Source organism: Nonomuraea sp. NPDC049419, assembly GCF_040676995.1.
Lineage (GTDB): Bacteria > Actinomycetota > Actinomycetes > Streptosporangiales > Streptosporangiaceae > Nonomuraea > Nonomuraea salmonea.
Map to the genome: position 1 here is coordinate 1 of NZ_JBFAQB010000028.1, position 22962 is coordinate 22962.

General features: G+C 69.7%; 20 protein-coding genes and 1 pseudogene. 2 read left to right on the forward strand and 19 right to left on the reverse strand.

From position 1 onward, the window contains the following. Positions 1-132: pseudogene (locus AB0K12_RS44010) on the forward strand (IS110 family transposase); the annotation flags it as partial. A 26-nt stretch (positions 133-158) separates the two neighbouring features. On the opposite strand, the gene AB0K12_RS44015 reads toward AB0K12_RS44010, so the two are convergent. The 12 genes from AB0K12_RS44015 to AB0K12_RS44070 form a co-directional block, all read right to left on the reverse strand. Next, on the reverse strand, positions 159-2048 hold the full coding sequence (locus AB0K12_RS44015) for an ABC transporter ATP-binding protein (RefSeq protein WP_364574526.1): 1890 nt from the start codon (positions 2046-2048) through the stop codon (positions 159-161). Positions 2049-2449: 401 nt separating this feature from the next. After that, positions 2450-3265 carry an enoyl-CoA hydratase/isomerase family protein gene (locus AB0K12_RS44020; RefSeq protein ID WP_364574528.1) on the reverse strand — a complete coding sequence of 272 codons (816 nt, stop codon included), beginning with the start codon at positions 3263-3265 and terminating at the stop codon, positions 2450-2452. Positions 3266-3400: 135 nt separating this feature from the next. After that, positions 3401-3616 (reverse strand): helix-turn-helix domain-containing protein, encoded by a 216-nt coding sequence (locus AB0K12_RS44025; RefSeq protein ID WP_020547488.1) that lies wholly within the window; start codon positions 3614-3616, stop codon positions 3401-3403. A gap of 113 nt (positions 3617-3729) precedes the next feature. Then, a complete protein-coding gene (abc-f, locus tag AB0K12_RS44030; protein ID WP_364574530.1) occupies positions 3730-5328 on the reverse strand; it encodes a ribosomal protection-like ABC-F family protein in 1599 nt (532 codons plus the stop codon). 110 nt (positions 5329-5438) lie between these two features. Then, positions 5439-8015 (reverse strand): Tat pathway signal sequence domain protein, encoded by a 2577-nt coding sequence (locus AB0K12_RS44035; RefSeq protein WP_364574532.1) that lies wholly within the window; start codon positions 8013-8015, stop codon positions 5439-5441. Positions 8016-8033: 18 nt separating this feature from the next. After that, complete coding sequence (locus tag AB0K12_RS44040) at positions 8034-8909, reverse strand: carbohydrate ABC transporter permease (RefSeq protein WP_364574534.1); 876 nt, start codon at positions 8907-8909, stop codon at positions 8034-8036. A 9-nt stretch (positions 8910-8918) separates the two neighbouring features. Continuing rightward, the gene (locus tag AB0K12_RS44045; RefSeq protein ID WP_364574536.1) at positions 8919-9881 is read right to left on the reverse strand and encodes an ABC transporter permease subunit; all 963 of its coding nucleotides are present in this window, start codon (positions 9879-9881) and stop codon (positions 8919-8921) included. Between the two features lie 50 nt (positions 9882-9931). Continuing rightward, positions 9932-11434: an extracellular solute-binding protein gene (locus tag AB0K12_RS44050; protein WP_364574538.1), complete on the reverse strand. Its 1503-nt coding sequence runs from the start codon at positions 11432-11434 to the stop codon at positions 9932-9934. 53 nt (positions 11435-11487) lie between these two features. Next, positions 11488-12117, reverse strand: coding sequence for a DUF624 domain-containing protein (locus tag AB0K12_RS44055; protein WP_364574540.1), 630 nt, complete (start codon positions 12115-12117; stop codon positions 11488-11490). Between the two features lie 392 nt (positions 12118-12509). Further along, positions 12510-13529, reverse strand: coding sequence for a LacI family DNA-binding transcriptional regulator (locus AB0K12_RS44060; protein WP_364574542.1), 1020 nt, complete (start codon positions 13527-13529; stop codon positions 12510-12512). A gap of 177 nt (positions 13530-13706) precedes the next feature. Further along, the gene (locus AB0K12_RS44065) at positions 13707-14276 is read right to left on the reverse strand and encodes a TetR/AcrR family transcriptional regulator (protein WP_364574544.1); all 570 of its coding nucleotides are present in this window, start codon (positions 14274-14276) and stop codon (positions 13707-13709) included. A 187-nt stretch (positions 14277-14463) separates the two neighbouring features. Beyond that, the gene (locus tag AB0K12_RS44070; RefSeq protein WP_364574546.1) at positions 14464-15120 is read right to left on the reverse strand and encodes an acVLRF1 family peptidyl-tRNA hydrolase; all 657 of its coding nucleotides are present in this window, start codon (positions 15118-15120) and stop codon (positions 14464-14466) included. A 215-nt stretch (positions 15121-15335) separates the two neighbouring features. Between AB0K12_RS44070 and AB0K12_RS44075 the strand changes: the two genes are divergently transcribed. Next, positions 15336-16358, forward strand: coding sequence for an EAL domain-containing protein (locus AB0K12_RS44075; RefSeq protein WP_364574548.1), 1023 nt, complete (start codon positions 15336-15338; stop codon positions 16356-16358). 77 nt (positions 16359-16435) lie between these two features. Here the strand turns inward: AB0K12_RS44075 and hisG are convergent, their stop codons facing one another. The 7 genes from hisG to sufC form a co-directional block, all read right to left on the reverse strand. Next, a complete protein-coding gene (hisG, locus tag AB0K12_RS44080) occupies positions 16436-17281 on the reverse strand; it encodes an ATP phosphoribosyltransferase (protein WP_355421883.1) in 846 nt (281 codons plus the stop codon). A 61-nt stretch (positions 17282-17342) separates the two neighbouring features. Further along, positions 17343-17606 (reverse strand): phosphoribosyl-ATP diphosphatase, encoded by a 264-nt coding sequence (locus AB0K12_RS44085; RefSeq protein WP_345386086.1) that lies wholly within the window; start codon positions 17604-17606, stop codon positions 17343-17345. 436 nt (positions 17607-18042) lie between these two features. Next, on the reverse strand, positions 18043-19860 hold the full coding sequence (locus AB0K12_RS44090) for a DEAD/DEAH box helicase (protein ID WP_364574551.1): 1818 nt from the start codon (positions 19858-19860) through the stop codon (positions 18043-18045). 303 nt (positions 19861-20163) lie between these two features. Beyond that, positions 20164-20523: a metal-sulfur cluster assembly factor gene (locus tag AB0K12_RS44095; protein WP_364574553.1), complete on the reverse strand. Its 360-nt coding sequence runs from the start codon at positions 20521-20523 to the stop codon at positions 20164-20166. After that, positions 20520-20960: a Fe-S cluster assembly sulfur transfer protein SufU gene (sufU, locus tag AB0K12_RS44100; RefSeq protein WP_364574555.1), complete on the reverse strand. Its 441-nt coding sequence runs from the start codon at positions 20958-20960 to the stop codon at positions 20520-20522. The genes AB0K12_RS44095 and sufU overlap by 4 nt, the downstream gene beginning before the upstream one ends. A gap of 2 nt (positions 20961-20962) precedes the next feature. Then, positions 20963-22219 (reverse strand): cysteine desulfurase, encoded by a 1257-nt coding sequence (locus AB0K12_RS44105; RefSeq protein WP_364574557.1) that lies wholly within the window; start codon positions 22217-22219, stop codon positions 20963-20965. Beyond that, the gene (gene sufC, locus AB0K12_RS44110) at positions 22216-22962 is read right to left on the reverse strand and encodes a Fe-S cluster assembly ATPase SufC (protein WP_345386094.1); all 747 of its coding nucleotides are present in this window, start codon (positions 22960-22962) and stop codon (positions 22216-22218) included. Before sufC ends, AB0K12_RS44105 begins: the two co-directional genes overlap by 4 nt.

Genomic DNA, 22962 nt, shown 5'->3' on the forward strand with positions numbered 1-22962 from the left:
ACCCGCGCCTACATGCAACGACGCACCCAGGACGGCCTGTCCAAGAAAGAGATCATCCGCTGCCTGAAGCGCTACGTCGCTCGAGAACTCCACCGCATCATCACATCAAACGATCAAGAACATGCCGCTTGACATCCATAGGAGCATCCCCAGAGTCGTCAGGCGGCCGGGTTGCTGTCGGAGGAGCTGAACTGGGTGCGGTAGAGCTCGGCGTAGAGGCCGCCGCGGGCCAGCAGCGCCTCGTGCCTGCCCCGCTCGGCGATGCGGCCGTCCTGGACGACGAGGATCTCGTCGGCCTCCCTGATCGTGGACAGCCGGTGCGCGATCACCAGCGAGGTGCGGCCTTCGAGCGCGGTCTTCAGCGCCACCTGCACCGCCGCCTCCGACTCGGAGTCGAGGTGCGCGGTGGCCTCGTCGAGCACGACCACGCGCGGCGCCTTGAGCAGCAGCCTGGCCAGCGCGAGCCGCTGCTTCTCGCCGCCCGAGAGCCGGTAGCCGCGATCGCCCACCACGGTCTCCAGCTCGTCGGGCAGACCGGCGACCAGGTCGGCGATCTGCGCCGCCCGCAGCGCCTCCCACATCTCCGCCTCGCTCGCCTCGGGCTTGGCGTAGCGCAGGTTGGCCCCGATCGTGTCGTGGAAGAGGTGGGGGTCCTGCATCACCACGCCCACGGTGTCGCGCAGCGAGGCGAGCGTGGCGTCGCGTACGTCGAGTCCGTTGACGCGTACGGCGCCCTCGTTGACGTCGTAGAGCCGCGACACCAGCGAGGTGATCGTGGTCTTGCCCGCGCCGCTCGGCCCGACGAGCGCGATGAGCCGTCCGGGCTCGGCGGTGAACGACACGCCCTTGAGCACCGGGTGCGAGGGCCCGGTGTCCTGCCCGGCCACCGACTCCAGCGAGGCCAGCGAGACGTCCTCGGCGGCCGGGTAGCGGAAGTGCACGTCGTCGAACTCGATGGTGACCGGTCCGCCCGGCACCGGCACGGCGCCCGGCCGCTCGGCCACCATGGGCTCGAGGTCGAGGATCTCGAAGACGCGGTCGAAGCTGACCAGCGCGGTCATCACGTCGACGTGCACGTTGGACAGCGAGGTCAGCGGGCCGTAGAGGCGCATCAGCAGCGCGGCCAGCGCCACCAGCGTGCCGAGCTCGAACGCGCCGGAGACGGACAGCACCCCGCCGATGCCGTAGACCAGGGCCGTGGCGAGGGCGGCGATGAGGCCGAGCGCGACGCGGAAGACCGTGCCGTACATGGCGACGGTGACGCCCACGTCGCGCACCCTGGCGGCCCTGGCGCCGAACATGGCGGCGTCGTCCTCGGGGCGGCCGTAGAGCTTGGCGACCGTGGCGCCGGCCACGTTGAAGCGCTCGGTGGTGACCGAGCTCATCTCGGCGTCGAGCTGCATCTGCTCGCGGGTCAGCGCCGACATGCGGCGGCCGACGTATTTCGCGGGCACGATGAAGATCGGCAGCAGCACCAGCGCGACCAGCGTCACCTGCCACGACAGCGCCAGCATCGCGCCCAGCACCAGGATCAGGCTGACCACGTTGGCGACGACCGAGGACAGGGTGCTGGTCAGCGCGCGCTGGGCGCCGATCACGTCGGTGTTGAGCCGGCTGACCAGCGCGCCGGTCTGGGCGCGCATGAAGAACGCCACCGGCATGCGCTGCACGTGGTCGAACACCTCGGTGCGCAGGTCGTAGATGAGGCCCTCGCCGATGCGGGCGGAGAACCACCGCTGCACCAGCGTCAGCCCGGCGTCGACCAGCGCGAGGGCGGCGATCGCCACCGCCAGCCAGATGACCACGCCGGTGCGCTGGACGAGGATGCCGTCGTCGATGATCGCCTTCATCAGCAGCGGGTTGGCCACCACGATGACCGCGCCGGCCACGACGAGCAGCAGGAACGCGACGATCTGCCGGGTGTAGGGGCGGGCGTAGCCGGCGATGCGCCGGGCGATGCCGGGGCGCAGCCGCTGCTTGGTGACCGAGCCGTCGCGCCGCAAGGACGCCCACACCTGGGGCCCGAAGCCGCCACCCATCATCGCCATCCGGCAGATCCCTCCTCTTCCGCGGAAGACAGCGCTCCGGCGGCGCCCGGAGATTCCCCGCTCAGCTCACCGCGAAACCCACCCACCAAACCCACCCGCGGAACCCGGGCCTCCGCCCGGCCCTCCCGGGCCTTCCGACCGTTGCAAACCTGGACGGGTCGCCGTTAACCGGGGCTGATCGCCGCTCTGCGTGCCGCTGAGCGCCCATGACGGCCTCGCCGGACCATCGGGCCACCCCGCCCCCTCAGAACGCCTCACAACGGCTCAGAGCGCGCCGGGGCGCCACCGTCCCGCCAAGCGGCGCACGTCAGCGGGACGACCCTGATCTCCGGCTCAGCCCGCACTGATCCCCGGCTCAGCCGGACCCCACCCCGATCGCGGGTCCGGCTCCCGAGCCTGCTTCAGCCGAAGAGCGCCTTGATGCGTGCGGCCTGTTCGATGCCCTCGGCCACACTCTGCTCCTCCAGGGTGCGGTGGCTCGCGCCCTGGAGGAGCCTTTTCGTCGCCGCGGCCGCGTCCCTGTTGGTGGACAGCAGCTGGGCGATCTTGTCCTGTACCGCTTCGTCCAGGTCGCCACGGGCGACCACTTGCTCCGCGAGGCCGATGCGCATGGCCTCGTCGGCGTGCACGGTCCTGGCGGTCAGGCAGATGTCGATGGCCTTGGCCAGGCCGACCAGGTCGACCAGGGGCTTCGTCCCGGTCAGGTCGGGCACCAGTCCCAGTGCGGGCTCTTTCATGCAGAACGCGACATCCTCGGCCACGATCCGGAGGTCGCAGGAGAGCGCGAGCTGGAACCCCGCGCCGATCGCGTGCCCCTGCACCGCCGCGATGGAGACGATCTCCGGGCGGCGCAACCACAGGAACCCCGCTTGGGCCTGTCTGATGCGCTGCTCGAAGCCGGCGTCGCCGATCTTGGCCGCCGTACTGAACGAGCCCTGTCCGGGAACCCCCTCAGATGTGAACATCCGCAGGTCGATGCCTGCCGAGAAGGACGGTCCCTCACCTTTCACGACGACGACGCGCACCTGCTCGGGCAGGCTCTCGCCGATGCGAGCCAGTGCCGACCATGTCGCGAACGTCTGTGCGTTGCGCTTGTCCGGCCGGGCCAGCGTGATCGTCGCTATCTCACCGTCCACCTCGTAGCGGACTCCGCCCTCCGCCGCAGCGGAGCCGTCATCCGCGTTCCCCCCGCGCTGTCGCGCCTGCGCTTCCGCCATCGCCCGCTCCCTCCGCTTCCGGAATGCCCGGAATGCTGACCGTCGCGCCCGAGCCTACAGAATATGATTCTGGCTCGGGCGCGACGCCGGCTGACTTGGGACGGGCGGCTGCGGTCGCACGTTCCGAGGCGGCCGTCAGCGCTTGGACTTGCCTCGGGTCGCCCCTCCGCGCCCGCGCAGAGTCACGCCGGACTCGCTCAGGATGCGGTGGATGAACCCGTAGGACCGACCGGTCGAAGCGGCCAGGGCGCGGATGCTCTCACCCGCGGCGTAGCGCTTCTTGAGATCGCCGGCCAGTTTTTCCCGGTCGGCCCCGGTGACCCGGGTGCCCTTCTTCAGTGTCTCGGCCACGAGTACCTCCTGTAGTGCCGGACTTCCGCAGCGTTACTCCGCCATGATCAGTCATTTCAGCGGGATCGGCTACCTACTCCACGGGAAAAGATCCGTACCCACTCAAATTAAGATCAGGCGAGTGCCACAAGATCGGAAAATTCGTCGCTCCATGCGTCTTCAGTTCCGTCAGGTAGCAAGATCACCCTATCCGGTGACAGGGCGTCAACGGCACCCTCGTCATGCGTGACTAGGACGATTGCTCCTGAATACGACCTCAGAGCATTGAGAACCTGCTCGCGGCTGACAGGATCGAGGTTGTTCGTGGGCTCGTCGAGAAGCAGGACATTAGCGCTGGAGAGCACCAAGATCGCAAGTGCGAGACGGGTCTTCTCGCCACCGGACAACACCCCGGCGGGCTTGTCGACGTCGTCTCCGGTGAACAGGAACGACCCGAGCACCTTGCGCAACTCGGTGTCGGTGAACTCGCCACCGGCCGAACGCATGTTCTCCAATAGCGTACGGTCGGCGTCAAGGGTCTCGTGTTCCTGGGCGTAATAACCGATCTTGAGCCCGTGTCCCGGCTTGATCTCCCCGGTGTCGGGCTTTTCCAGGCCGCCCAGCAGGCGCAGCAGCGTGGTCTTGCCGGCGCCGTTCAGGCCCAGGATGACGACCCTGTGACCTCGGTCGATGGCCACGTCGACGTCGGTGAAGACCTCCAGCGACCCGTACGACTTCGACAGCCCCTGCGCCATCAGCGGGGTGCGCCCGCACGGCTGCGGATCGGGGAAGCGCAGCTTCGCCACCTTGTCGTTCTTGCGCTCCTCCTCGGTGCCCGCCAGCAGCCGGTGCGCGCGGCGCATCATGTCCTGCGCCGCCTTGGCCTTGGTGGCCTTGGCGCGCATCTTGTCGGCCTGCGCGAGCAGCGCGCCCGCCTGTTTCTCGGCGTTGGCGCGCTCGCGCTTCCTGCGCTTCTCGTCGGTCTCACGCTGGGCGAGGTAGGCCGTCCAGCCGACGTTGTAGTGATCGATCGCGGCCCGGTTGGCGTCGAGGTGGAGGACCTTGTTGACCGTGGCTTCAAGAAGGCCGACGTCGTGACTGATGATCACCAAGCCACCTTGATGACTGCGCAAAAAATCACGAAGCCACCCGATTGAGTCCGCATCTAGGTGGTTTGTCGGCTCGTCGAGAAGGAGAGTTTCCGCCCCGCTGAAAAGAATTCGCGCCAATTCCACCCGGCGCCGCTGACCGCCGGAAAGCGTTTGCAGCGGCTGACCGAGCACGCGGTCGGGCAGACCGAGGCTGGAGGCGATGGAGGCCGCCTCCGACTCGGCCGCGTAACCGCCGAGCACGTGCATCTGATCTTCGAGCCGCCCGTAGCGGCGCACGGCCTTCTCCCTGGTGCGGTCGTCGGCGGAGGACATGGCCAGCTCCGCCTCGCGCAGCTCGCGGATGACCTCGTCGAGGCCGCGCGCCGACAGGATGCGGTCGCGGGCCAGCACCTGCAGGTCACCGGTGCGCGGGTCCTGGGGGAGGTAGCCCACGCTGCCGGTGCGCGTCACCGTGCCTGCGGCGGGCAGCCCCTCGCCCGCCAGCACCTTCGTCAGCGTGGTCTTGCCCGCGCCGTTGCGGCCGACGAGCCCGATCTTGTCACCGGGGTTGACCCGGAAGGAGGCTTTCTCGATGAGCAGGCGCGCGCCCGCGCGCAGCTCGATATCATTGGCGATGATCATGTGACCGGACACTCCCGAGCTAGGAAACGAGGATTGGGCGTGCGACGCCGGTCAATCGGGAGTATGCATACCGATCAGTGTAGAGCCCCCGGCAGGGGCTCCACCTCTGGCTATTTCTCCGGCAGGTGCTCCCCTATCAGGGCCAGGTTGTGGATCGCGGCCAGGCCGTACTGCGCCGCGCTGTTGGTGCTGACGAACGCCGCCTCGCGCACCGCGTGCGGCACCCGCGGGCCGTCCACCGTCGTCAGCGCCCACTCCTTCTGCTCGGTCAGCGGGTTGTCGTTGAGCTGGTCGCCCTCGCCGGTGAAGAACTTGCGCCACGCCCAAGCGGCGAGCCCCGCGTCCCCCGTGCGCGCCGCCGCGTACGCGGTGAGCCTACTGTGCGCCTCGATCAGCGAGATCCCGGTCAGCGGCCGGCCCACCTCCGCCTCCTGCTGCTCGGGGGTGGCGAGGTAGAGGCGGCAGTACTCCAGCCAGGCCGCCTCGAAGCCGGGCACGTCCAGGCCGAGCCCGATCAGCTCGGCGCAGATCTCCGGCAGCCCGAACAGCGAGGACAGGTGCGAGATCGAGATCTGGTCGCGCGAGGTGTCGAAGCGGCCGGTCTCCAGGTCCAGCCGGCCCTCCCCGGTCAGGAAGCGGCGCGGCATCGCGGCGATGCCGGCCATGGTGCCGAGCAGCCGGTCGCGGGCGCGTTCGTCGCCGTGCCGCTCCCAGCGGGTGAGCCAGGCGGCGGCGAGCGCGCCCCAGTCGGTGCCGAGCCCGACCGACAGGGCGGAAGGGTCGGGCGTGTAGACGTCGTCGCGCACCTTGCGCAGCGGGTCCACGGCGAGGAACGTGCGCTCGGGCGCGCTCTGCTCGTCCAGCAGGTCGCCGGTGCGCTCGTCGGCGGTCAGGTAGTAGTGGAAACGCCGGTAGGCGGCGTTGGAGATGCGCACCTGCTTGCAGCTGCAGCCCCAGTGCTGCACGTTGTGCCTGCTGCCCATGCCCTGCCACCTGCCGAGGTGGTAGACGTCCACCTCGCCGGTGTGGCGGGTCATCGCCTCGGCGAAGCGGAAGACGTCGGCCCTGCCGGTGCGCAGATACTGCAGCCAGAGCCACAGGTCGGGCGACAGCTCGGAGTTGTCCCAGGCGTAGCCGCCCACGTCGTAGCGCCAGGTGTGCCGGTCGGCGTCGTAGGTGTGCATGACGTCGCCGTAGTCCCAGAAGCCGTACCAGCGGCGCTGCTCGCGTTCGCGGACGTACAGGTCGAACAGGAAGTCCAGGCGGTCCTCGATGGCGGCGCGGGCGGGGGTGGAGCGGTCGGGCAGCTCCCAGACGCCGAACACGCCCGCCTCGCGGATCCGCTCGGGGCTCGCGGTCAGCAGGCCAGGCTCGTTCATCGCGGCGGCGTGCGCGGCCAGCTCGCCGGCGGCCGGCGTGCTCTCGTGGAAGCGCAGGCTCAGCTCATGCGTACGCGCGATGCCCCGCGGGTCACCGAACCCGGGCTCATAGTCCTCGTACGTGACCTCGAGCCCTTCGAGCTGCTCGGCGAAGGTGTCCTGGCCCATGCCGTCGTGGTAGAAGCGCAGGTCCATGGCCGGGGCGGAGGGCGACCAGAGCCAGACGGTGGCGGTGGCGAGATCGGTGGCGGCGTTCCTGACGTCGAGGCGGGTGGGGTGCAGGCGCCAGAAGTCGCGCAGCCCGAAACCGAGGCCGCCGCTCACCCCGCCGACGTAGCCGTAGCCGGCCGAGCGCGTCCCCGACGGGATCGTCACCCAGGCGTGGCCGTCCTTGGTGCGCTTGCGCAGCGCGTAGCCGTCGGCCGAGCCCTGGTCGAGGGTGTAGTCGCTCCAGGTGGGGATGAGGTGCAGCCGGGTGGCCACCCCGGGGGCGAGCGGCCCGGCGGGGCGGCCCTCGACCTGGTTGCGGCGGGCCGCCTCGCCCGGGTCGATGCGCAGGCCGGTGAGCCCGCGTACCGCCTCGGTGAGGAAGCCCGTGGCGCCGGCCAGGCGGACGTGCCGGTCGTGCGGCTCGTCGCGCATGACCACGTCGGCGCGCACCCCGAGCCCGGCCAGGAAGTCGCGGTCGGGGTCGCCGTCCCAGACGAAGGTGTGCATCAGCCGTACGTGCTCGGCGCCGGCGTGGAAGTAGAGCCGCACGGTGAACGGCAGCCAGTCGCCGTGCCTGCCCTCCAGCCGCACGACCGCGCGCACCGGCCCGTCCTGCTCGACGGTGACGCTCTCGACGACGCCGTCCGCCCGTTCGCGGGCCACGTGGCCGCCCTCGTCGGGCGTCGGCTCGCGCTGGCGCAGGCTGACCAGGCGCACGTCCGTGGCGATCTCGCGGCCTGCGCGCGTGACCGACCTGGCCAGCGTGCCGCCGCCGATCCGCCAGGTGATCACGCCGGTGCTCACCACCAGCTCGCGGCCCTCGCGGGCGACCGTGACGGGCGTCGCGGTGGCGGCCGGCTCGCGTCCCGGCTCCAGCCGGTACGCCTCCGCACGCTCCCCCGTCCCGATCGTGTGCGCCGACCACTTGACCGAGCCGTCCGGCCAGGTGGCGGTCACCCAGCTCTGCACCGGCACCGCACGCCCTCCGGCGTCGGCCAGCGCGAACGGCGTGCCGGACGCGACCGCGCCGCGCGGCCACGGCACTCCCCAGGTCGTTCCCTGATCGCCGGGCCGGTCCAGCCAGCGCAGCTCGGTCATGTGGGATCCTCGCATTCCTTATTCCTTGACCGACCCGATCAGCACGCCCTTGACGAAGTGCTTCTGCAGGAACGGGTAGAAGCACAGGATCGGCAGCGTGGCGATGACCACGACGGCGAACTTCAGCCCCTGGGTGGGGAAGAAGACCGATTCGAGAGCCGACAGCGCGTTCTGCGCGTCCGCGCCGGTGAGCTGGCGGACCAGCACCTGCAGCGTCCACTTGCTGGAGTCGTCGATGTAGAGCAGCGGCGACATGTAGTCGTTCCAGATGCCCACGGCGTAGAACAGCGAGAACGTGGCGATGATCGGCTTCGACAGCGGCAGCACGATCCTGAAGAAGACGCCCATCTCGGTGCAGCCGTCGATGCGTGCCGCCTCCTCCAGCGCCTCCGGCAGCTCCTGGAAGAAGCTCTTGACGATGAGCAGGTAGAACGGGTTGATCGCGAGCGGCAGGATCAGCGCCCAGTAGCTGTTGAGCAGCCCCAGGTCGCGGACCACCAGGTAGGTCGGGATGATGCCGCCGCTGAACACCACCGTGAAGATCACCAGGTTGAGCGCCAGCGCCCGGCCCGGCAGGTAGCGCTTGGCCAGCGGGTACGCCATGGTCAGCGTCAGCATGAGCTGCACGACCGTGCCGACGAGCGTCACCCCGACCGTCGTCAGCAGCGCCCTGATGAACACGTCGGTGGCGAAGATGTACTCGTAGGTGCTGGTGACGAACTTGTGCGGCCACAGGAAGAACGTCCGCGAGGCGATCTCCGACTCCGAGGCGAACGAGCCGGCGAGGACGTACAGCAGCGGCAGGAGCGTGATCAGACCCAGCCCGGTCAGCAGGATGATGTTGATCGCGTCGAAGATCCGGCTGCCCGCGGAGCGGTACTGGTTGACGGACATACGGCGCTCCTAGAACAGGCCCCGCTGGCCGAGGCGCTTGGCCAGCCAGTTGGAACCGAAGATCAGCAGGACTCCCGCCACGCCCTTGAACAGGCCGACGGCCGTGGCGTAGCTGTACGCGCCCTGGTTGATGCCCACGTAGTAGACGAAGGTGTCGAAGACGTCGGCGGTGGCGCGGTTGAGGTTGTTGGTCATGAGCCAGATCTGCTCGAAGCTCATGTCGAGCAGGTTTCCCGACATGAGGATGGCCATGACGACGATCGTCGGGCGGATGGCGGGCAGCGTGACGTGCCAGAGCTGCCGCCAGCGGCCGGCGCCGTCCATCCTTGCCGCCTCGTACAGGTCGTGGTTCACGCCCGCGAGCGCCGCCAGGTAGATGATCGTCGTCCACCCGGTCGTCTTCCACAGCGTCTGCAGGATGATGACCGGCCTGAACCACTCGGGCTGCGCCACGTAGTCGACCTTGGTGCCGCCGACCACCTCGTGGATCCAGCCGGCGATCACGCCGTAGTCCACCGAGAACAGGATGTACGTCAGCGACGCGACGATCGTCCACGACAGGAAGTGCGGGATGTAGATCAGCGACTGCACCGAGCGCTTGAGTATGTTGATCCGCAGCTCGTTCAGCATCAGCGCGACGATGATCGGCGCGGGGAAGACGAAGATGATGTTCAGCAGCGCCAGGAACAGCGTGTTGTACATCAGGCGGTTGAAGTCCGGCCCCGTGAACAGGTCCACGAAGTGCTTGAAGCCCACCCATTCGCTGCCGTTGTAGCCCAGGAACGGGATGAAGTCCTGGAAGGCGATCTGCAGGCCGCGCATCGGGACGTACTTGAAGACCAGGAAGTACACCAGCCCGGGAACGAGCATCAGGTACAACCATCGGAACCGCCACAGCCGGCGGGCCACGCCGGGCGTGCTCCCGGGCGTCCTGGCCGTCTTGACCGGTGGCGTCGCCAGGTCGGTGGCCACTCGGCCTCCTTTCCACGGGAGGAGCCCGGCCGGGCCCCTCCCTGCTTGCGTCACTGGCCGAGCTTGGAGACCAGGTCCTGGATCTCTTGGGCGATCTGCGTGCCGCCGCTGTCGTACCAGCGCTTGATCTCAGCCTTGAGCTGGTCTTCGCTGATCTGGCCCGCGAGGTACTTGACCCGGGCGTCGGTGACGATCGGGTTGAGCGTCGCGCCCTTCTCCACCGCCGTCGGCGAGACCACCGGGGCGCTGATGTCCCACACGGCCGTCTTCAGGTCCTCCTCGACGCGCTTCGCGCGCTCCTCCAGGTCCTTGCGGTACGGCTCCTCCGGCGGCACCCGCGGGTAGGCGACGCCGCCGACGCCCGTGCTGGCCTGCGTGCCGAGCTGGATGAACGCCTTGTCCACGTCGTCCTGGAGCTGCTTGACCTTGGGGTCGTCCTGGTTGATGAGCACGGCCACGCCGTTCTCGACCTTGAAATTGCGGCCCTCGATGCCGTTGGACAGCAGCACCTGGCCTTCCTTGGTGGCCAGCTTGTTCAGCGTGGTGAGCAGCTGGTCCAGCTGGGCCTCGGTGCGGACGCGCTGCTTGGAGATGGCCAGCACGTCCTTGTAGCCGGTGAACGGCAGCGAGAACTTCTTGCCGTCGGGGCGGGCCAGGTTGCCGACCGTCAGGACCTTGTCGCCGTACGTCTCCGGGTCCTGCTCCTTGAGCAGGTCGAGCAGCTGCGTCGTGCGGACGTCGACGTCGATGATGATGCCGCCCTTGCCCTGGACGAACGGGTCGTTCCACTTGGCGGTGTCGAGGGTGTTCCAGTCGGGGTTGACCAGGCCCTCGTCGATCATCTTCTTCATGAAGCGGTTGGCCTCGAAGAACTCGGGCACGTCGAACTCCGGCACGATCTTGCCGTCGCGCTCGCCCCAGTTGTTCGGCGCGCCGAACCAGACGTCCATCACGTTGAACGGGCTGGAGGCGGAGAACGTGACGCCCGGCCACTTCGGGATGATGAGGCCGTAGGTGTCGTCCTTGCCGTTGCCGTCCGGGTCCTTCTTGGTGAACGCCTCGGCGATCTCGTAGAGGTCGTCCGTGGTCTTGGGCGCCTCCAGGCCGACCTTCTTCAGCCAGTCCTTGCGGATCATCACCGCGGAGCGGAGCTGCGGCCTGATGCGGTAGATGCCGTACACCTTGCCGTTGATCGAGGAGTTCAGCAGGACCTTGGGGTCACCGACGAGGTTCGGGTAGTTCTTGATCTTCTCGGTGAGGTCCCAGAACGCCCCGGCCTCCGCCGCCTTGCCGAACGCCGGTGACTTCGGGTCGACCACCATGACGTCGGGCAGGTTGTCCGAGGCCAGGGTGACGTTGACCTTCTCCGAATACTCGGCGTTCGGCACCCAGGTGACCTTGATCTTCTTGCCCAGGAACTTCTCGACCGCCTGGTGCAGCTCACCCTGGGGGTCGGGGGCGGTGCCGAACAGCTGCGTCATGAACGTGATCGTGCCGTCGTCCGCCTGGCCTTCACCGCCGCCGGCGCCGGTGCCGGAGCACGCGGAGGCCACCAGGGCGGTTGTTAGCGCTAACGCTCCAGCGAGGAAGCGACTACGGGATGCGCTCATGGGTTTCCTTCCGAATGCAGCCGCGCCTCGTTCTCCTCGAAGAAGCGCAGGCAGAGCCAGGTGTTGACAGAGATCCACGCGCCGATGCTGACCAGGGGCGCCAGGACGGGCAGCTGCGAGGTCGCGTAGACGATCGCCCACAGCGCGAACATCAGCAGCACGGTGGAGGCCGGCCGGGTCAGCGCGAGCAGCGACGCCTTCGGGATGTACGCCCACAGCGGCAGCTCGTAGTGCGTGTAGAGCGGGCCGACGTAGGCCCCGACGGCGGCCAGCGCCAGCAGCGCCACGAACGTCGTGACCCGCAGCGCGCCCGCGTCCTGGCCGAGGACGGAGAAGTACAGATAGTTGCCTACCAGGACGACGGCGAGCACCGCCGGCGGCAGGACGAGCAGCGAGCCGCGGACGAACTCCCGCCGGTAGGCGGCCCAGAATTCGACCCATGCCTGAAACGATTCATTCCTGGCGTGCCGCCGGGCCAGCGTGTACGCGGCCACGGTGGCGGGCCCGATCCCGAGCACCACGCCTCCCGCCAGGGTGAAGACGAGCCACATCAGGTTGAGCCGCACCACCCAGATGAGCTCTGAGCAGGCAGCTTGGATCCTGATCGACATGGCGGGATGGTTCATCCGGCACCACCTTCTCGTGGCACGTGCACGAATGCGGGGGTGGAGTGTTGCACCGTGGTTCCTGCCCAGTTACAAGGTAGTGAACGGCGGTTGGTGCGAAATTAGTGTTGAATCGACTCAAAGTCAATGACACAAACATCCGACATTTCCGGATCCCACCCAGAAGCCCTCCCCCGACCAGCCCGAACCGCGGAAACCAGCACCCCCCGAGACCAAATCGTTGATTCCCGCTCACCCGCCCAAGCGGATCGCCCCCAAAAAGCCCGCCACCCAGGCGCCACACAGCCGGGCATCGCGCAACCGGGCACCACTCACCCGGGCACCACTCACCCGGGAGCCGCGCAGCCGGAAGCCGGCTGCCCTCCCAGCCCCCTGCCCTCCGTAAGGGCGGGTCAGGTGGGGCGGTGGGGGGCGGTGGAGTCGCGGATGACGAGGTCGGGCTGGAAGATGACCTGGCGGTGGCGGTGTTCCCCGGGCTCCGAGACCTCCTCCAGGAGCAGGTCTATGGCGGTGCGGCCGAGCAGCTCCCGGGGCTGTCTGACCGAGGACAACGGGACGGCGGCCGCGGCGGCGAAGTCGATGTCGTCGTAGCCGATGATGGCCATGTCGGCCGGCACCCGCAGCCCGTTAGATGCCATGGCCTGCAGGAACCCGAGCGCCATCATGTCGTTGGCGCAGAAGGCGGCGGTGGGGCGTTCGGAGGGGGGCAGGGCCGCGACGCGTTCGCCGATGGCCCGCCCCTCCGCCACGGTGAGGGTCGGCGAGGTGGCGGTGAGCAGCTCGACGGCCCCGCCGGCGGCGGCGACGGCGCTGGTCACGCCGGCCTGCCGGTCGGCCACCTGTTTGATGCTCGGCGGCCCGCCGACGAAGACGATGCGCCGGTGCCCGCGTTCGATGAGGTGGGCGCCGGCGATCTGGCCGCCGAGCCGGTCGTCCACGGCCACCGAGCATTGCAGCCCGGTGGCGGGACTGTCGACGAGCACGACGGGCGTGCCCCGGGCGACGAGCTCTTCGAGCCACGGCGGCTCGGCCTCGACGGGCGTGATGAGGACGCCCATCACCCGCTGCTGTTCGAGCTGGTCGAGGTGGCGGCGCTCGCGGCCGGAGTCGCCGGCGCTGTTGCAGAGCACCACCATCGTGTCGTGGTCGTCGGCGACCGCCTCGGCGCCGGTGGCGACGTCCACGAAGAACGGGTTGGCGACGTCGAGGACGACCAGCCCGACCGTGCGGCTGCGGCCCGCCCGCAGGTGGCGGGCCACCTCGTTGCGGACGAACCCGAGTTTCTTGATCGCTTCGAAGACGCGTTCGCGGGTGGCCGGGGACACGATCTCGGGGCGGTTGAGCACATTGCTCACCGTGCCGACCGAGACGCGCGCCAGCTGCGCGACCTCCTTGATGTTCGTGGTCGCCATCGATCCTCACGAGGCCGTGCTGCTGAAGGTGCGGGTGCGCCCCCTGGGTGCCCGCCTGACGCGGCGCACCGGCGAGAGGCGTGACCCGGTGTCGTCCGGTGTGCCGCAGAACGCGGTTCACCGAGAACTCGGCTCATCATAGCGGCAAACTATTGAATCGTCTCAAGAGCTTTACGCTCACGAGTTCGGGACGCCTGACCTCATGCCGTCGAGCATCAGCCGCAGGTACCGCCCCGGATCGGCGGCCACGGGCGCCGGGAGGTGGCCGGGGTGGCAGGTGAAGACGTTCAGGAGGTGGACGAGGTCGTCCACGCCGACGTCCGCCCTCATCGAGCCGCCGGCCTGCGCCCGGCGTACGAGGTGGTCGAGCCGCTCGACCCACTCCTCCCGCGCCCGCCTGAACTCGGCTCGCCCCACGATCACCTCGTCGGGCAGGTCGGCGAGCGCCGTGGACAGCGCTGTGCGCCCCGGCTCGGAGGCCCATGAGACGAAGGCGCGGATCGCGCTCCACGCGTCGCCGTGCTCTGCGGTGGCGGCGTCGAGCGCCTGGGTCATCGTGTGCACGTAGTGCTCGCCGATGGCCGCGATCAGGGCGTGGCGGTCGGGGAAGCGCCGGTAGAGGGTGCCGACGCCGACGCCCGCGCGCCGGGCGATGACCTCCATGGGGACGTTGACACCGCGCTCCGCGATGGCCTCGGCGGCGGCTGTGACGATCTTGCCGAGGTTCCGTCTTGCGTCGGCGCGCACGTACCGGCTCCTAAGTGGACGATTCGATTCCGCATAGTGTACCGTCCGGCCAACCCGACTTCGAGCGTCCCGAGACGATCGGTGCGCTGCTGTCCCCCGGCGACCGGCTCTTCCTCAACAGCTCGATCTGGCCCGGTTTCGCCGGCGCCCACCGCGCCGTCACCGACCTCGCCGCGCGCGAGAGAGGTCACCCAGGATCCACCACGCGGATCCGTACCGCCCTGAACTGCTCCGGCGTCTCCCGCAGCACCGCCAGCCGCGGATCCGGCACCACCAGGAACGGCTCCCGCTCCAGGGCCAGCAGCGGGGCGAGCCGCCGGTCCTGCCGCAGCGCGTCCACGGCCCGCCTGTCGCCGCCGAACACCACCCCGTCCAGCTCCCCCAGGTACGGCGTCAGCACCCGCACCGCCGTCTCCACGGCGTCGTCGTACACCCGCGCCGCCTGGTTCGCCCGCCGCCTGGCGTAGCGCTGCTGCGACCATCCCCCGGCCGCCGTACGCCCCTGCACCAGCCGCGACCCCACCTTCGACGCCACCAGCTCGTCCCCATGGAAGACGCCGGCCGCATACCCACCGAGCCGCACCAGGAACACCCCGACGCGCCGCGCGGCCCGCGCGTGCGTGACCAGCCGAGTGACGTGCGGCGGCCCAGGCGGCACCAAAGGTGGAAAAGGCACCTGGAACTCGGCCAGCGCCCCATCATCCGCCACCAGCCGGACGACGCGGTCATCACCACTGGCCGAGAAGGGCCCATGGCGCCCGGCGAACCCGTCGATCCACGGGTGCAGGCGCTCCGGCGGCACGCAGACCCACCGGCCGCCGCCCTTCGCCGGACGCCCGCCCATGCCGCGAACCCTACCGAACAACCCCACCCCCTCGACCACCCCACCCAGGGCGGCGCGGGACGCCGACCCGTGGAACGGTCCCTCGCTCTCCCACCCGCGAGACCTTGAGGGACGGTCGCTCGCCCCCCACCCCCCGAGAACCTCAACCGAAATGCCGGTGAATTCTCCTTTTCGGGTCTTCTGGCGGGAGCTGCGAAAGGACCACCATTCCTTACGTGTCCTCCCTGCTCACCAGCCCCTTGGTGGATCTCGACACCGGGGCCGTCATCGCGCATCCCGCCGTCGTGGACCCCTCCGGCGTCCTGCGCGCCACACCGCTGCCCATGGTGCTGGAGCTGCCGATCGGGGTGGTGCTGTCGGGCGCGGGCGCGCTGGCCCCGCTGCACGAGGCGCTGCGGCGGGCGGGACGGCATCCGCGCGAGGCGATCCTCCTCCTCACCGGTACGTGCCGCGAACAGGACCGGCCGCTGCTGAAGGTGGGCATCGACGGGCTGCGCTCGATCGGCTACCTGCTGGGCTTCGCGGACACGGGCGTGGCGGGCCCGAGCCTGGACCTGGTGGCCGGCGCGGCCCCGTACCTGCTGGCCCTGGACCCCGAGGTGGTGGCGCGCATCCCAGGGGATCACCGGGCGACGGCGGTGGCGCGGGCGGTGGTCACGCTGGCACGCGGCATCGGCGCACACGTCATGGCGCCGGGCGTGGAACGGGAGCAGCAGGCGGCGGTGATGCGCGGGCTGGGCGTCCGCCTCGCACACGGCCCGCTGCTCGCTCCAGGCCCGGACGGCAAGGTACGTGTCCCGCTACCGATCGCCGACGAGCCACCCGCCTCAGCCATGCTCGGCCCCCGCGTCCAGGAACTGCTGCTGCCCGCCGTGACGCTGCCCGCCGAGGCCAAGGCGGAGGAGGCGGTGGCCGCCTTCGGCCATGAGCCGACGATCACCAGCGTGATCCTGGTGGACGAGTTCCAGCGCCCGACGGGCAGCCTCGATCGCAGCCGCTTCCTGCTCTCGATCGCCGCCCGCTACGGCCACGCCCTGCACGGCTCCAAACCGGCCCGCCGCCTGGCCGACCCCCCACGCACGGTCCCCCGTACGACTCCGGCCGTCGCCGCCATGCAAGCCGCCGGCCGCGACGCAACCCGCGTCTACGACGACCTGGTGGTAACGGACGAACTGAACCGCTGCCTCGGCATCGTCCGCATCTCAGACCTGATCAAACAGCTGACAACCAGAACCTGACCCGGTTGAACGCCACGGGCGTGGCCGGTGGGGACGGCAGTGCGTTCCCTCCGGCCTTCGCCGTGACATGGGTCAGATCAGAGGCGGCAGGCGTAGATGTCGGTGACCAGGATGGCCCGCGCGCCGATGTCCCAGAGCTGGTCCATCACCTGCTGGTGGCCCTTGCGGCGGACCATGGCGCGCACGGCGACCCAGCCCTCGCGGTGCAGCGGCGAGACCGTCGGCCCCTCCATGCCGGGGGTGAGCGCGATGGCCTCCTCGATGCGCTCGGCGCGGATGTCGTAGTCCATCATCACGAAGTCGCGGGCGTGCACGACGCCCTGGAAGCGGCGGACGAGCTGGCCCGCGCCGGGCGACTCCGGCGCGCCCTGCCGCTTGATGAGCACGGCCTCGGAGCGCATGATCGGCTCGCCGAACACCTCGAGCCCGACGTTGCGCAGCGTGGTGCCGGTCTCCACGACGTCGGCGATGGCGTCGGCGACGCCGAGCCTGATGGCGGTCTCGACGGCGCCGTCGAGCTTGATGACCCGGGCGTCGACGCCCTGGTCGGACAGGTATTTGTCGAGCAGGCCAGGATAGGCGGTGGCGATGCGGCGGCCGTCGAGGTCGGCGACCGAGGTCATCGCCCCCGCGGCGGCGGCCAGCCGGAAGGTGGAGCCGCCGAAGCCGAGCGGCATGATCTCCTCGACCGGCGCGCCGGAGTCGATCAGCATGTCGCGGCCGGTGATGCCGACGTCGAGGGTGCCTTCGCCGACGTAGACGGCGATGTCTCTGGGACGCAGGAAGAACAGCTCGCAGCCGTTGGCCTCGTCGACGACGACGAGCTCCTTGCTGTCTCTGCGCGACCGGTAGCCGGCCTCTTTGAGCATGCTCTGGGCGCCCTCGCTGAGCGCGCCCTTGTTCGGTACTGCCAGACGCAGCATGTCAGGTCCTTACGTGTCTCGCTCTCATTGTCTCTCCGCGGTGGCCGGGCGCCGGGGCGCCCTAGAGATGCTTGTAGACCTGGTCGAGGCCGATGCCTCTGGCGATCATGAGCACCTGGACGTGGTAGAGGAGCTGCGAGATCTCTTCCGCTGCCCTGTCGTCTGACTCGTATTCGGCCGCCATCCAGCTCTCGGCGGCCTCCTCGACGACCTTCTTGCCGATGGCATGGACGCCGGCGTCGAGCGCGGCCACGGTGCCCGAGCCCGCGGGCCGGGTCCTGGCCTTCTCTGACAGCTCGGCGAACAGCTCTTCGAAGGTCTTCATGGTCTCTCTCGTCGTTCGGCTGGCGTGCCTGCTAAGCCTAGTCTGCGTCACGGGGTGACGCCGCCCGGCGTCCGCCACGCGAGACGACCGTCATCACCTGGTCATGAGTCCGGACACATCGGACGGCTGCTTTCGTCCCGTCCCCGACCGATGAACCGGCTGGCAGCGCCATCCTGCTCGCGTTCCTCGGCGCGGCGTGCGCCACCAGCGGCCGGACCAGGACCGAGCAGGCGGACGGCCACGCCCCCGCGACCACCAGGGCGCGCCATCATGGCGGCCGGCTGACCGCCTCGCTGCCGCCGTCGTGTTCTTGCTGATCTTCCAGCGGTACTTCGTCCGCGGCATCACGCTCAGCGGGCTCAAGGGCTGAGGCGGAAAGCACGACGCCCGCCGCACCTCGCGGGTGCGGCGGGCGATGTCCGTGCATCAGAACCGGTCAGCGCTCGTAGCGGCGGCCGGAGTTGCGGCGGTAGCCGCCGTTGCCGCGCTCGTCGGTACGCCCGGGGCGGTAACCCCCAGGACGGTCGTCGGAGCGGTAACCGGCGGGCCGGTCGTCGGAACGGTAGCCACGGTCGCGGTCACCCGAGAACGGGCGGCCACGGTCGGCGCCGTAACGCGGGCCACGGTCGTCCTGGCGCAGCGGGCGGTCGTCGGAGCGGTAGCCGCCCCGGCCGCCGCGCCCCTCGCGCCGGCGGTCGTCGCCGAACGTGCGGGGCTCCTGCGAGCGCCCGAACGGCCGCTCACCCTCACCGTGCCGGTGCGGGCGGCGCTCGTCGGACGGAGCGCTGAACGGCCGGTCGCCGTCGTGGCGGCGCGGCGCGCGGTTGCCGTCGAACTCGCGGCGGGGCCTGCGCTCACCGTCGACCTCCCGGCGCGGACGCCGGTCGTCGCCGAACGACCGCTCGCCGTCCTCGTGGCGGCGCGGGCGGCGCTCACCGTCGAAGTCGCGGCGGCCGCGGCGGCCACGGCGCTCGGAGGTGCCGCCCTCGCGGCGCGGGCGCAGCGGCTTGCGGACGTCGGGCTCCCACACGGGGATGGACTCGCCGCTCGGCGTGCGGGCCCCGGTCACCTCGGCGAGGCGCGGGTGGCCCGGCGTGGCCTTGAGACGGAACGGGTGGATGCCGGCCCTGCGGGTGAGCGCGTCGGTCGAGCGGCGCTCGTTGGGCAGCACCAGCGTCACCACGGTGCCCTTCTCGCCGGCGCGCGCCGTGCGGCCGCCCCGGTGCAGGTAACTCTTGTGGTCCTGCGGCGGGTCGACGTGCAGCACCAGGCTGATGTTGTCGACGTGGATGCCGCGGGCGGCGACGTCGGTGCAGACCAGCACGTTGACGGAGCCCTCGCGGAACTCCGACAGGATGCGGGTGCGCTGGTTCTGGCGCTTGCCGCCGTGCAGGCCGCCGGCCTTGACGCCGACCCTGGCGAGCTGCTTGCACAGCCGGTCGACGCCGTGCTGGGTGCGGACGAAGATGATCGTACGGCCCTCGCGGTTGGCGATCTCGGCCGTGACGTCGAACTTGTCGTCGCGCGTCACCTGCATGACGTGGTGCTCCATGGTGTCGACCGGGGAGGTCGCGGGCGCCACGGAGTGGGTGATGGGGTTCTTCAGGAAGCGCTGCACCAGCTTGTCGACGTCACCGTCGAGCGTGGCGGAGAACAGCAGCCGCTGACCGTCGGACGGGGTCTGCGCGAGCAGGTCGGTGACGACCGGGAAGAAGCCGAGGTCGCACATGTGGTCGGCCTCGTCGAGGACGCTCACCTCGACGTCGCCGAGCGAGCACTCGCCCTGCCTGATGAGGTCGCCGAGGCGGCCGGGGGTGGCGATGACGATGTCGACGCCGCGCCGCAGCGCCTCGATCTGCTTGCCCATCGACATGCCGCCGACGACGACCTTCATGCGCAGGCCGAGGCCGCGGCCGAGGGGCTCGAGGGCGTCGTGCACCTGGAGCGCGAGCTCACGGGTGGGCACGAGGATCATCGCGCGGGGCCGCCCTGGGGCGGGCTTCGCGCCGGCGATGCGGGCCATGGTGGGCAGGCCGAAGGCGAGCGTCTTGCCGGAGCCGGTCTGGCCGCGGCCGAGCACGTCATGGCCGGCGAGCACGTCGGGGATCGTCGCGCTCTGAATGGGGAACGGGCTGTCGAAGCCCAGCTTGGCCAGCCCGTTGACGAGCGGCTTCGGCAGGCCGAGCAGCTCGAATTCGGACGGGCCCGGCTCGATCGTGGTGTCGTCGAGCGTGGGCATGACAGCGTCAAGCATGGTCACGAAAGTCGTGCCTTTCCGTCGAAGTGGCACGTCACTTCTGCGAAAGGACGAGCCAAGGCATGCGGCGGGGCCGCACAGGTTAAGGGCACCCGCCGTCATGGGGGCGGGAAGAGGAGGGGGGACATACCTGGCACCGGCCGCAGGCGGTGCGAGACGCGCGATGAGACGTCAGGTATATCTGTTACCAACGCCGGGGATGTTATCGGATATTCCCCCGGGACGCGCCCGGACTTTCCGGAAACGCTATTGCACGCTGAAACGGCTGACGCTTTACGCCAGCCGTGACAGCGGAAAAGATCAGACGTTGAAGCCTAGCATACGGAGCTGCTCGCGCCCCTCGTCAGTGATCTTGTCAGGGCCCCACGGCGGCAGCCAGACCCAGTTGATCTTCACGTCGGACACCATGCCGTCGAGCGCGGAATGCGCCTGGTCCTCGATGACGTCGGTCAGCGGGCAGGCGGCGCTGGTCAGCGTCATGTCGATGGTGGCGACGGGCTTGCCGCCGTCGGCCGGGTCGAGGTTGAGCCCGTAGACCAGGCCCAGGTCGACGACGTTGATGCCGAGCTCGGGGTCGACGACGTCCTTGAGGGCTTCCATGACCTCGTCGGCACTCGTCTCGCCGTCGAAATCGGTCGGCGTCTCCACTGGCTTGCTCATTGGGCAGCGCTCCTCACAACCGCATCCTTGTAGGCCATCCAAGAAAGCAACGCGCATTTGACACGCGCCGGGAACTTGGCCACGCCCGCGAACGCGACCGCGTCGCCGAGGACGTCCTCGTCGGCCTCCACCTGTCCCCTGCCCTGCATCAGCCGGGTGAACTCGTCGACCACGGACAGCGTCTCCTGGACCGTCGAGCCGGTGGCCAGCTCGTGCAGCACGGAGGCGGCGGCCTGGCTGATGGAGCAGCCCTGGCCGTCGTAGGAGACGTCGAGGATCGTGCCGGCGTCGTCCACCTTGACCCTGAGCGTGATCTCGTCGCCGCACGTCGGGTTCACGTGGTGAACCTCGGCGTCGTACGGCTCGCGCAGCCCCCGCCCCTGCGGGTGCTTGTAGTGTTCCAGGATCAGCTCCTGGTACATCGACTCGCCGATCATGGCTATGCGAACACCTTCTGAACGTGATGGAGGCCGCGCACCAGGGCGTCGATCTCGCCCGTGGTGTTGTACAGGTAGAAAGACGCCCGCGTGGTCGCCGGTATTCCGAAACGCAGGTGCAGCGGCCGCGCGCAGTGGTGCCCGACGCGCACGGCCACCCCGAACGTGTCGTCCAGGATCTGCCCCACGTCGTGCGGGTGGATGCCCTCCAGCGTGAACGACACCGTGGCCCCGCGCTCCTCCAGCGTCTCGGGGCCGATGACGCGCAGCCCGGGCAGCTCGCGCAGCGCCTCGAGGGCGTAGGCCGTCAGGGCGCGCTCGTGCTCCTCGATGGCGTCCATGCCGACCTCGGTGAGGTAGTCGACCGCCGCGCCGAGCCCGATGGCCTCGACGATGGGCGGCGTGCCCGCCTCGAACTTGTGCGGGATCGGCGCGTACGTCGAGCGGTCCATCCAGACCGCCTCGATCATCTCTCCGCCGCCCAGGAACGGAGGCATCGCCTCGAGCAGCTCGGCCCGCCCCCACAGCACGCCGATGCCCGAAGGGCCGACCATCTTGTGGCCGGTGAAGGCCACGAAGTCGGCGCCCAGCGCGGTCACGTCGGTGCGGTGGTGCGGCACGGACTGGGAGGCGTCGAGCGCGAGCAGCGCACCCACCTCGTGAGCCCGCCGCGCCACCTGGGCCACCGGGTTGATCGTGCCGAGCACGTTGGACTGGTGGGCGATGGAGACGACCTTGGTGCGCTCGGTGATGAGGGCGGGGTCGTAGTCGAGCCGGCCGTCGTCGGTGACGCCGAACCACTTCAGCGTCGCGCCCGTGCGCTGCGCGAGCAGCTGCCACGGCACGATGTTGGAGTGGTGCTCCATCTCCGAGACGACGATCTCGTCGCCCGGCCCCAGCGTGAAGCGGGGGTCGGTGTTGGCGGGGTTGCCGAAGGAGTAGGCCAGCAGGTTGAGCGCCTCGGAGGCGTTCTTGGTGAAGACCACTTCCTCGCGTGCCGGCGCCCCGATGAAGCCCGCCACCTTGTCGCGGGCTCCCTCGTAGGCGTCGGTGGACTCGGCGCCCAGCACGTGCATGGCGCGCCCGACGTTGCTGTAGTGCAGCGCCAGGTGCTCCCGCATGGTCTCGATGACCTGGTTGGGCTTCTGTGAGGAGTTGCCCGAGTCGAGATAGACGAGCGGACGCCCGTCGGGCAGCTCGCGGGAGAAGACCGGGAAATCCTTCCTGATCTTCTCCACATCGAAGCTGATGGAAGTCATGCAGATGCCTTCGTGTACTGCTCGTAGCCCTCGGCCTCGAGCTTCTCGGCCAGTTCAGGCCCGCCCGCCTCGACGATGCGGCCCGCCGCGAAGACGTGGACGAAGTCCGGCTTCACGTAGCGCAGGATGCGGGTGTAGTGGGTGATGAGGAGCACGCCGGTCTCGCCGGAGGCGCGGAAGCGGTTGATGCCCTCCGACACCACGCGCAGCGCGTCGACGTCGAGGCCGGAGTCGGTCTCGTCGAGCACCGCGATCTTCGGCTTGAGCAGCTCCATCTGAAGGATCTCGTGGCGCTTCTTCTCGCCGCCGGAGAAGCCCTCGTTGAGGTTGCGCTGGGCGAAGGCCGGGTCGATGGACAGCGCGTCCATGCCGTTCTTCAGGTCCTTGGCGAACTCGCGCAGCTTCGGCGCCTCGCCGCGGACGGCGGTGACGGCCGAGCGCAGGAAGTTCGAGACCGACACGCCGGGGACCTCGACCGGGTACTGCATGGCCAGGAACAGGCCCGCGCGGGCCCGCTCGTCGACCGACAGCTCCAGCAGGTCCACACCGTCGAGCAGCACCTGGCCGCCGGTGATCGTGTATTTGGGGTGACCGGCGATCGCGTAGGCGAGCGTCGACTTGCCCGAGCCGTTGGGGCCCATGATGGCGTGGGTCTCGCCGGCCTTCACGGTCAGGTTGACGCCGCGCAGGATTTCCTTGTCCTCGACGGCGACCTGCAGGTCACGGATCTCAAGGGTGGACAT

What these genes read in the sequence shown, in the direction of transcription:
- AB0K12_RS44015 (WP_364574526.1), bottom strand. Translation starts at nt 2,048, where the DNA reads ATGGCGATGATGGGTGGCGGCTTCGGGCCCCAGGTGTGGGCGTCCTTG.
- AB0K12_RS44020 (WP_364574528.1), bottom strand. Translation starts at nt 3,265, where the DNA reads ATGGCGGAAGCGCAGGCGCGACAGCGCGGGGGGAACGCGGATGACGGC.
- abc-f (WP_364574530.1), bottom strand. Translation starts at nt 5,328, where the DNA reads ATGATCATCGCCAATGATATCGAGCTGCGCGCGGGCGCGCGCCTGCTC.
- AB0K12_RS44035 (WP_364574532.1), bottom strand. Translation starts at nt 8,015, where the DNA reads ATGACCGAGCTGCGCTGGCTGGACCGGCCCGGCGATCAGGGAACGACC.
- AB0K12_RS44040 (WP_364574534.1), bottom strand. Translation starts at nt 8,909, where the DNA reads ATGTCCGTCAACCAGTACCGCTCCGCGGGCAGCCGGATCTTCGACGCG.
- AB0K12_RS44055 (WP_364574540.1), bottom strand. Translation starts at nt 12,117, where the DNA reads ATGAACCATCCCGCCATGTCGATCAGGATCCAAGCTGCCTGCTCAGAG.
- AB0K12_RS44060 (WP_364574542.1), bottom strand. Translation starts at nt 13,529, where the DNA reads ATGGCGACCACGAACATCAAGGAGGTCGCGCAGCTGGCGCGCGTCTCG.
- AB0K12_RS44070 (WP_364574546.1), bottom strand. Translation starts at nt 15,120, where the DNA reads ATGGGCGGGCGTCCGGCGAAGGGCGGCGGCCGGTGGGTCTGCGTGCCG.
- hisG (WP_355421883.1), bottom strand. Translation starts at nt 17,281, where the DNA reads ATGCTGCGTCTGGCAGTACCGAACAAGGGCGCGCTCAGCGAGGGCGCC.
- AB0K12_RS44085 (WP_345386086.1), bottom strand. Translation starts at nt 17,606, where the DNA reads ATGAAGACCTTCGAAGAGCTGTTCGCCGAGCTGTCAGAGAAGGCCAGG.
- AB0K12_RS44090 (WP_364574551.1), bottom strand. Translation starts at nt 19,860, where the DNA reads ATGCTTGACGCTGTCATGCCCACGCTCGACGACACCACGATCGAGCCG.
- AB0K12_RS44095 (WP_364574553.1), bottom strand. Translation starts at nt 20,523, where the DNA reads ATGAGCAAGCCAGTGGAGACGCCGACCGATTTCGACGGCGAGACGAGT.
- sufU (WP_364574555.1), bottom strand. Translation starts at nt 20,960, where the DNA reads ATGATCGGCGAGTCGATGTACCAGGAGCTGATCCTGGAACACTACAAG.
- AB0K12_RS44105 (WP_364574557.1), bottom strand. Translation starts at nt 22,219, where the DNA reads ATGACTTCCATCAGCTTCGATGTGGAGAAGATCAGGAAGGATTTCCCG.
- sufC (WP_345386094.1), bottom strand. Translation starts at nt 22,962, where the DNA reads ATGTCCACCCTTGAGATCCGTGACCTGCAGGTCGCCGTCGAGGACAAG.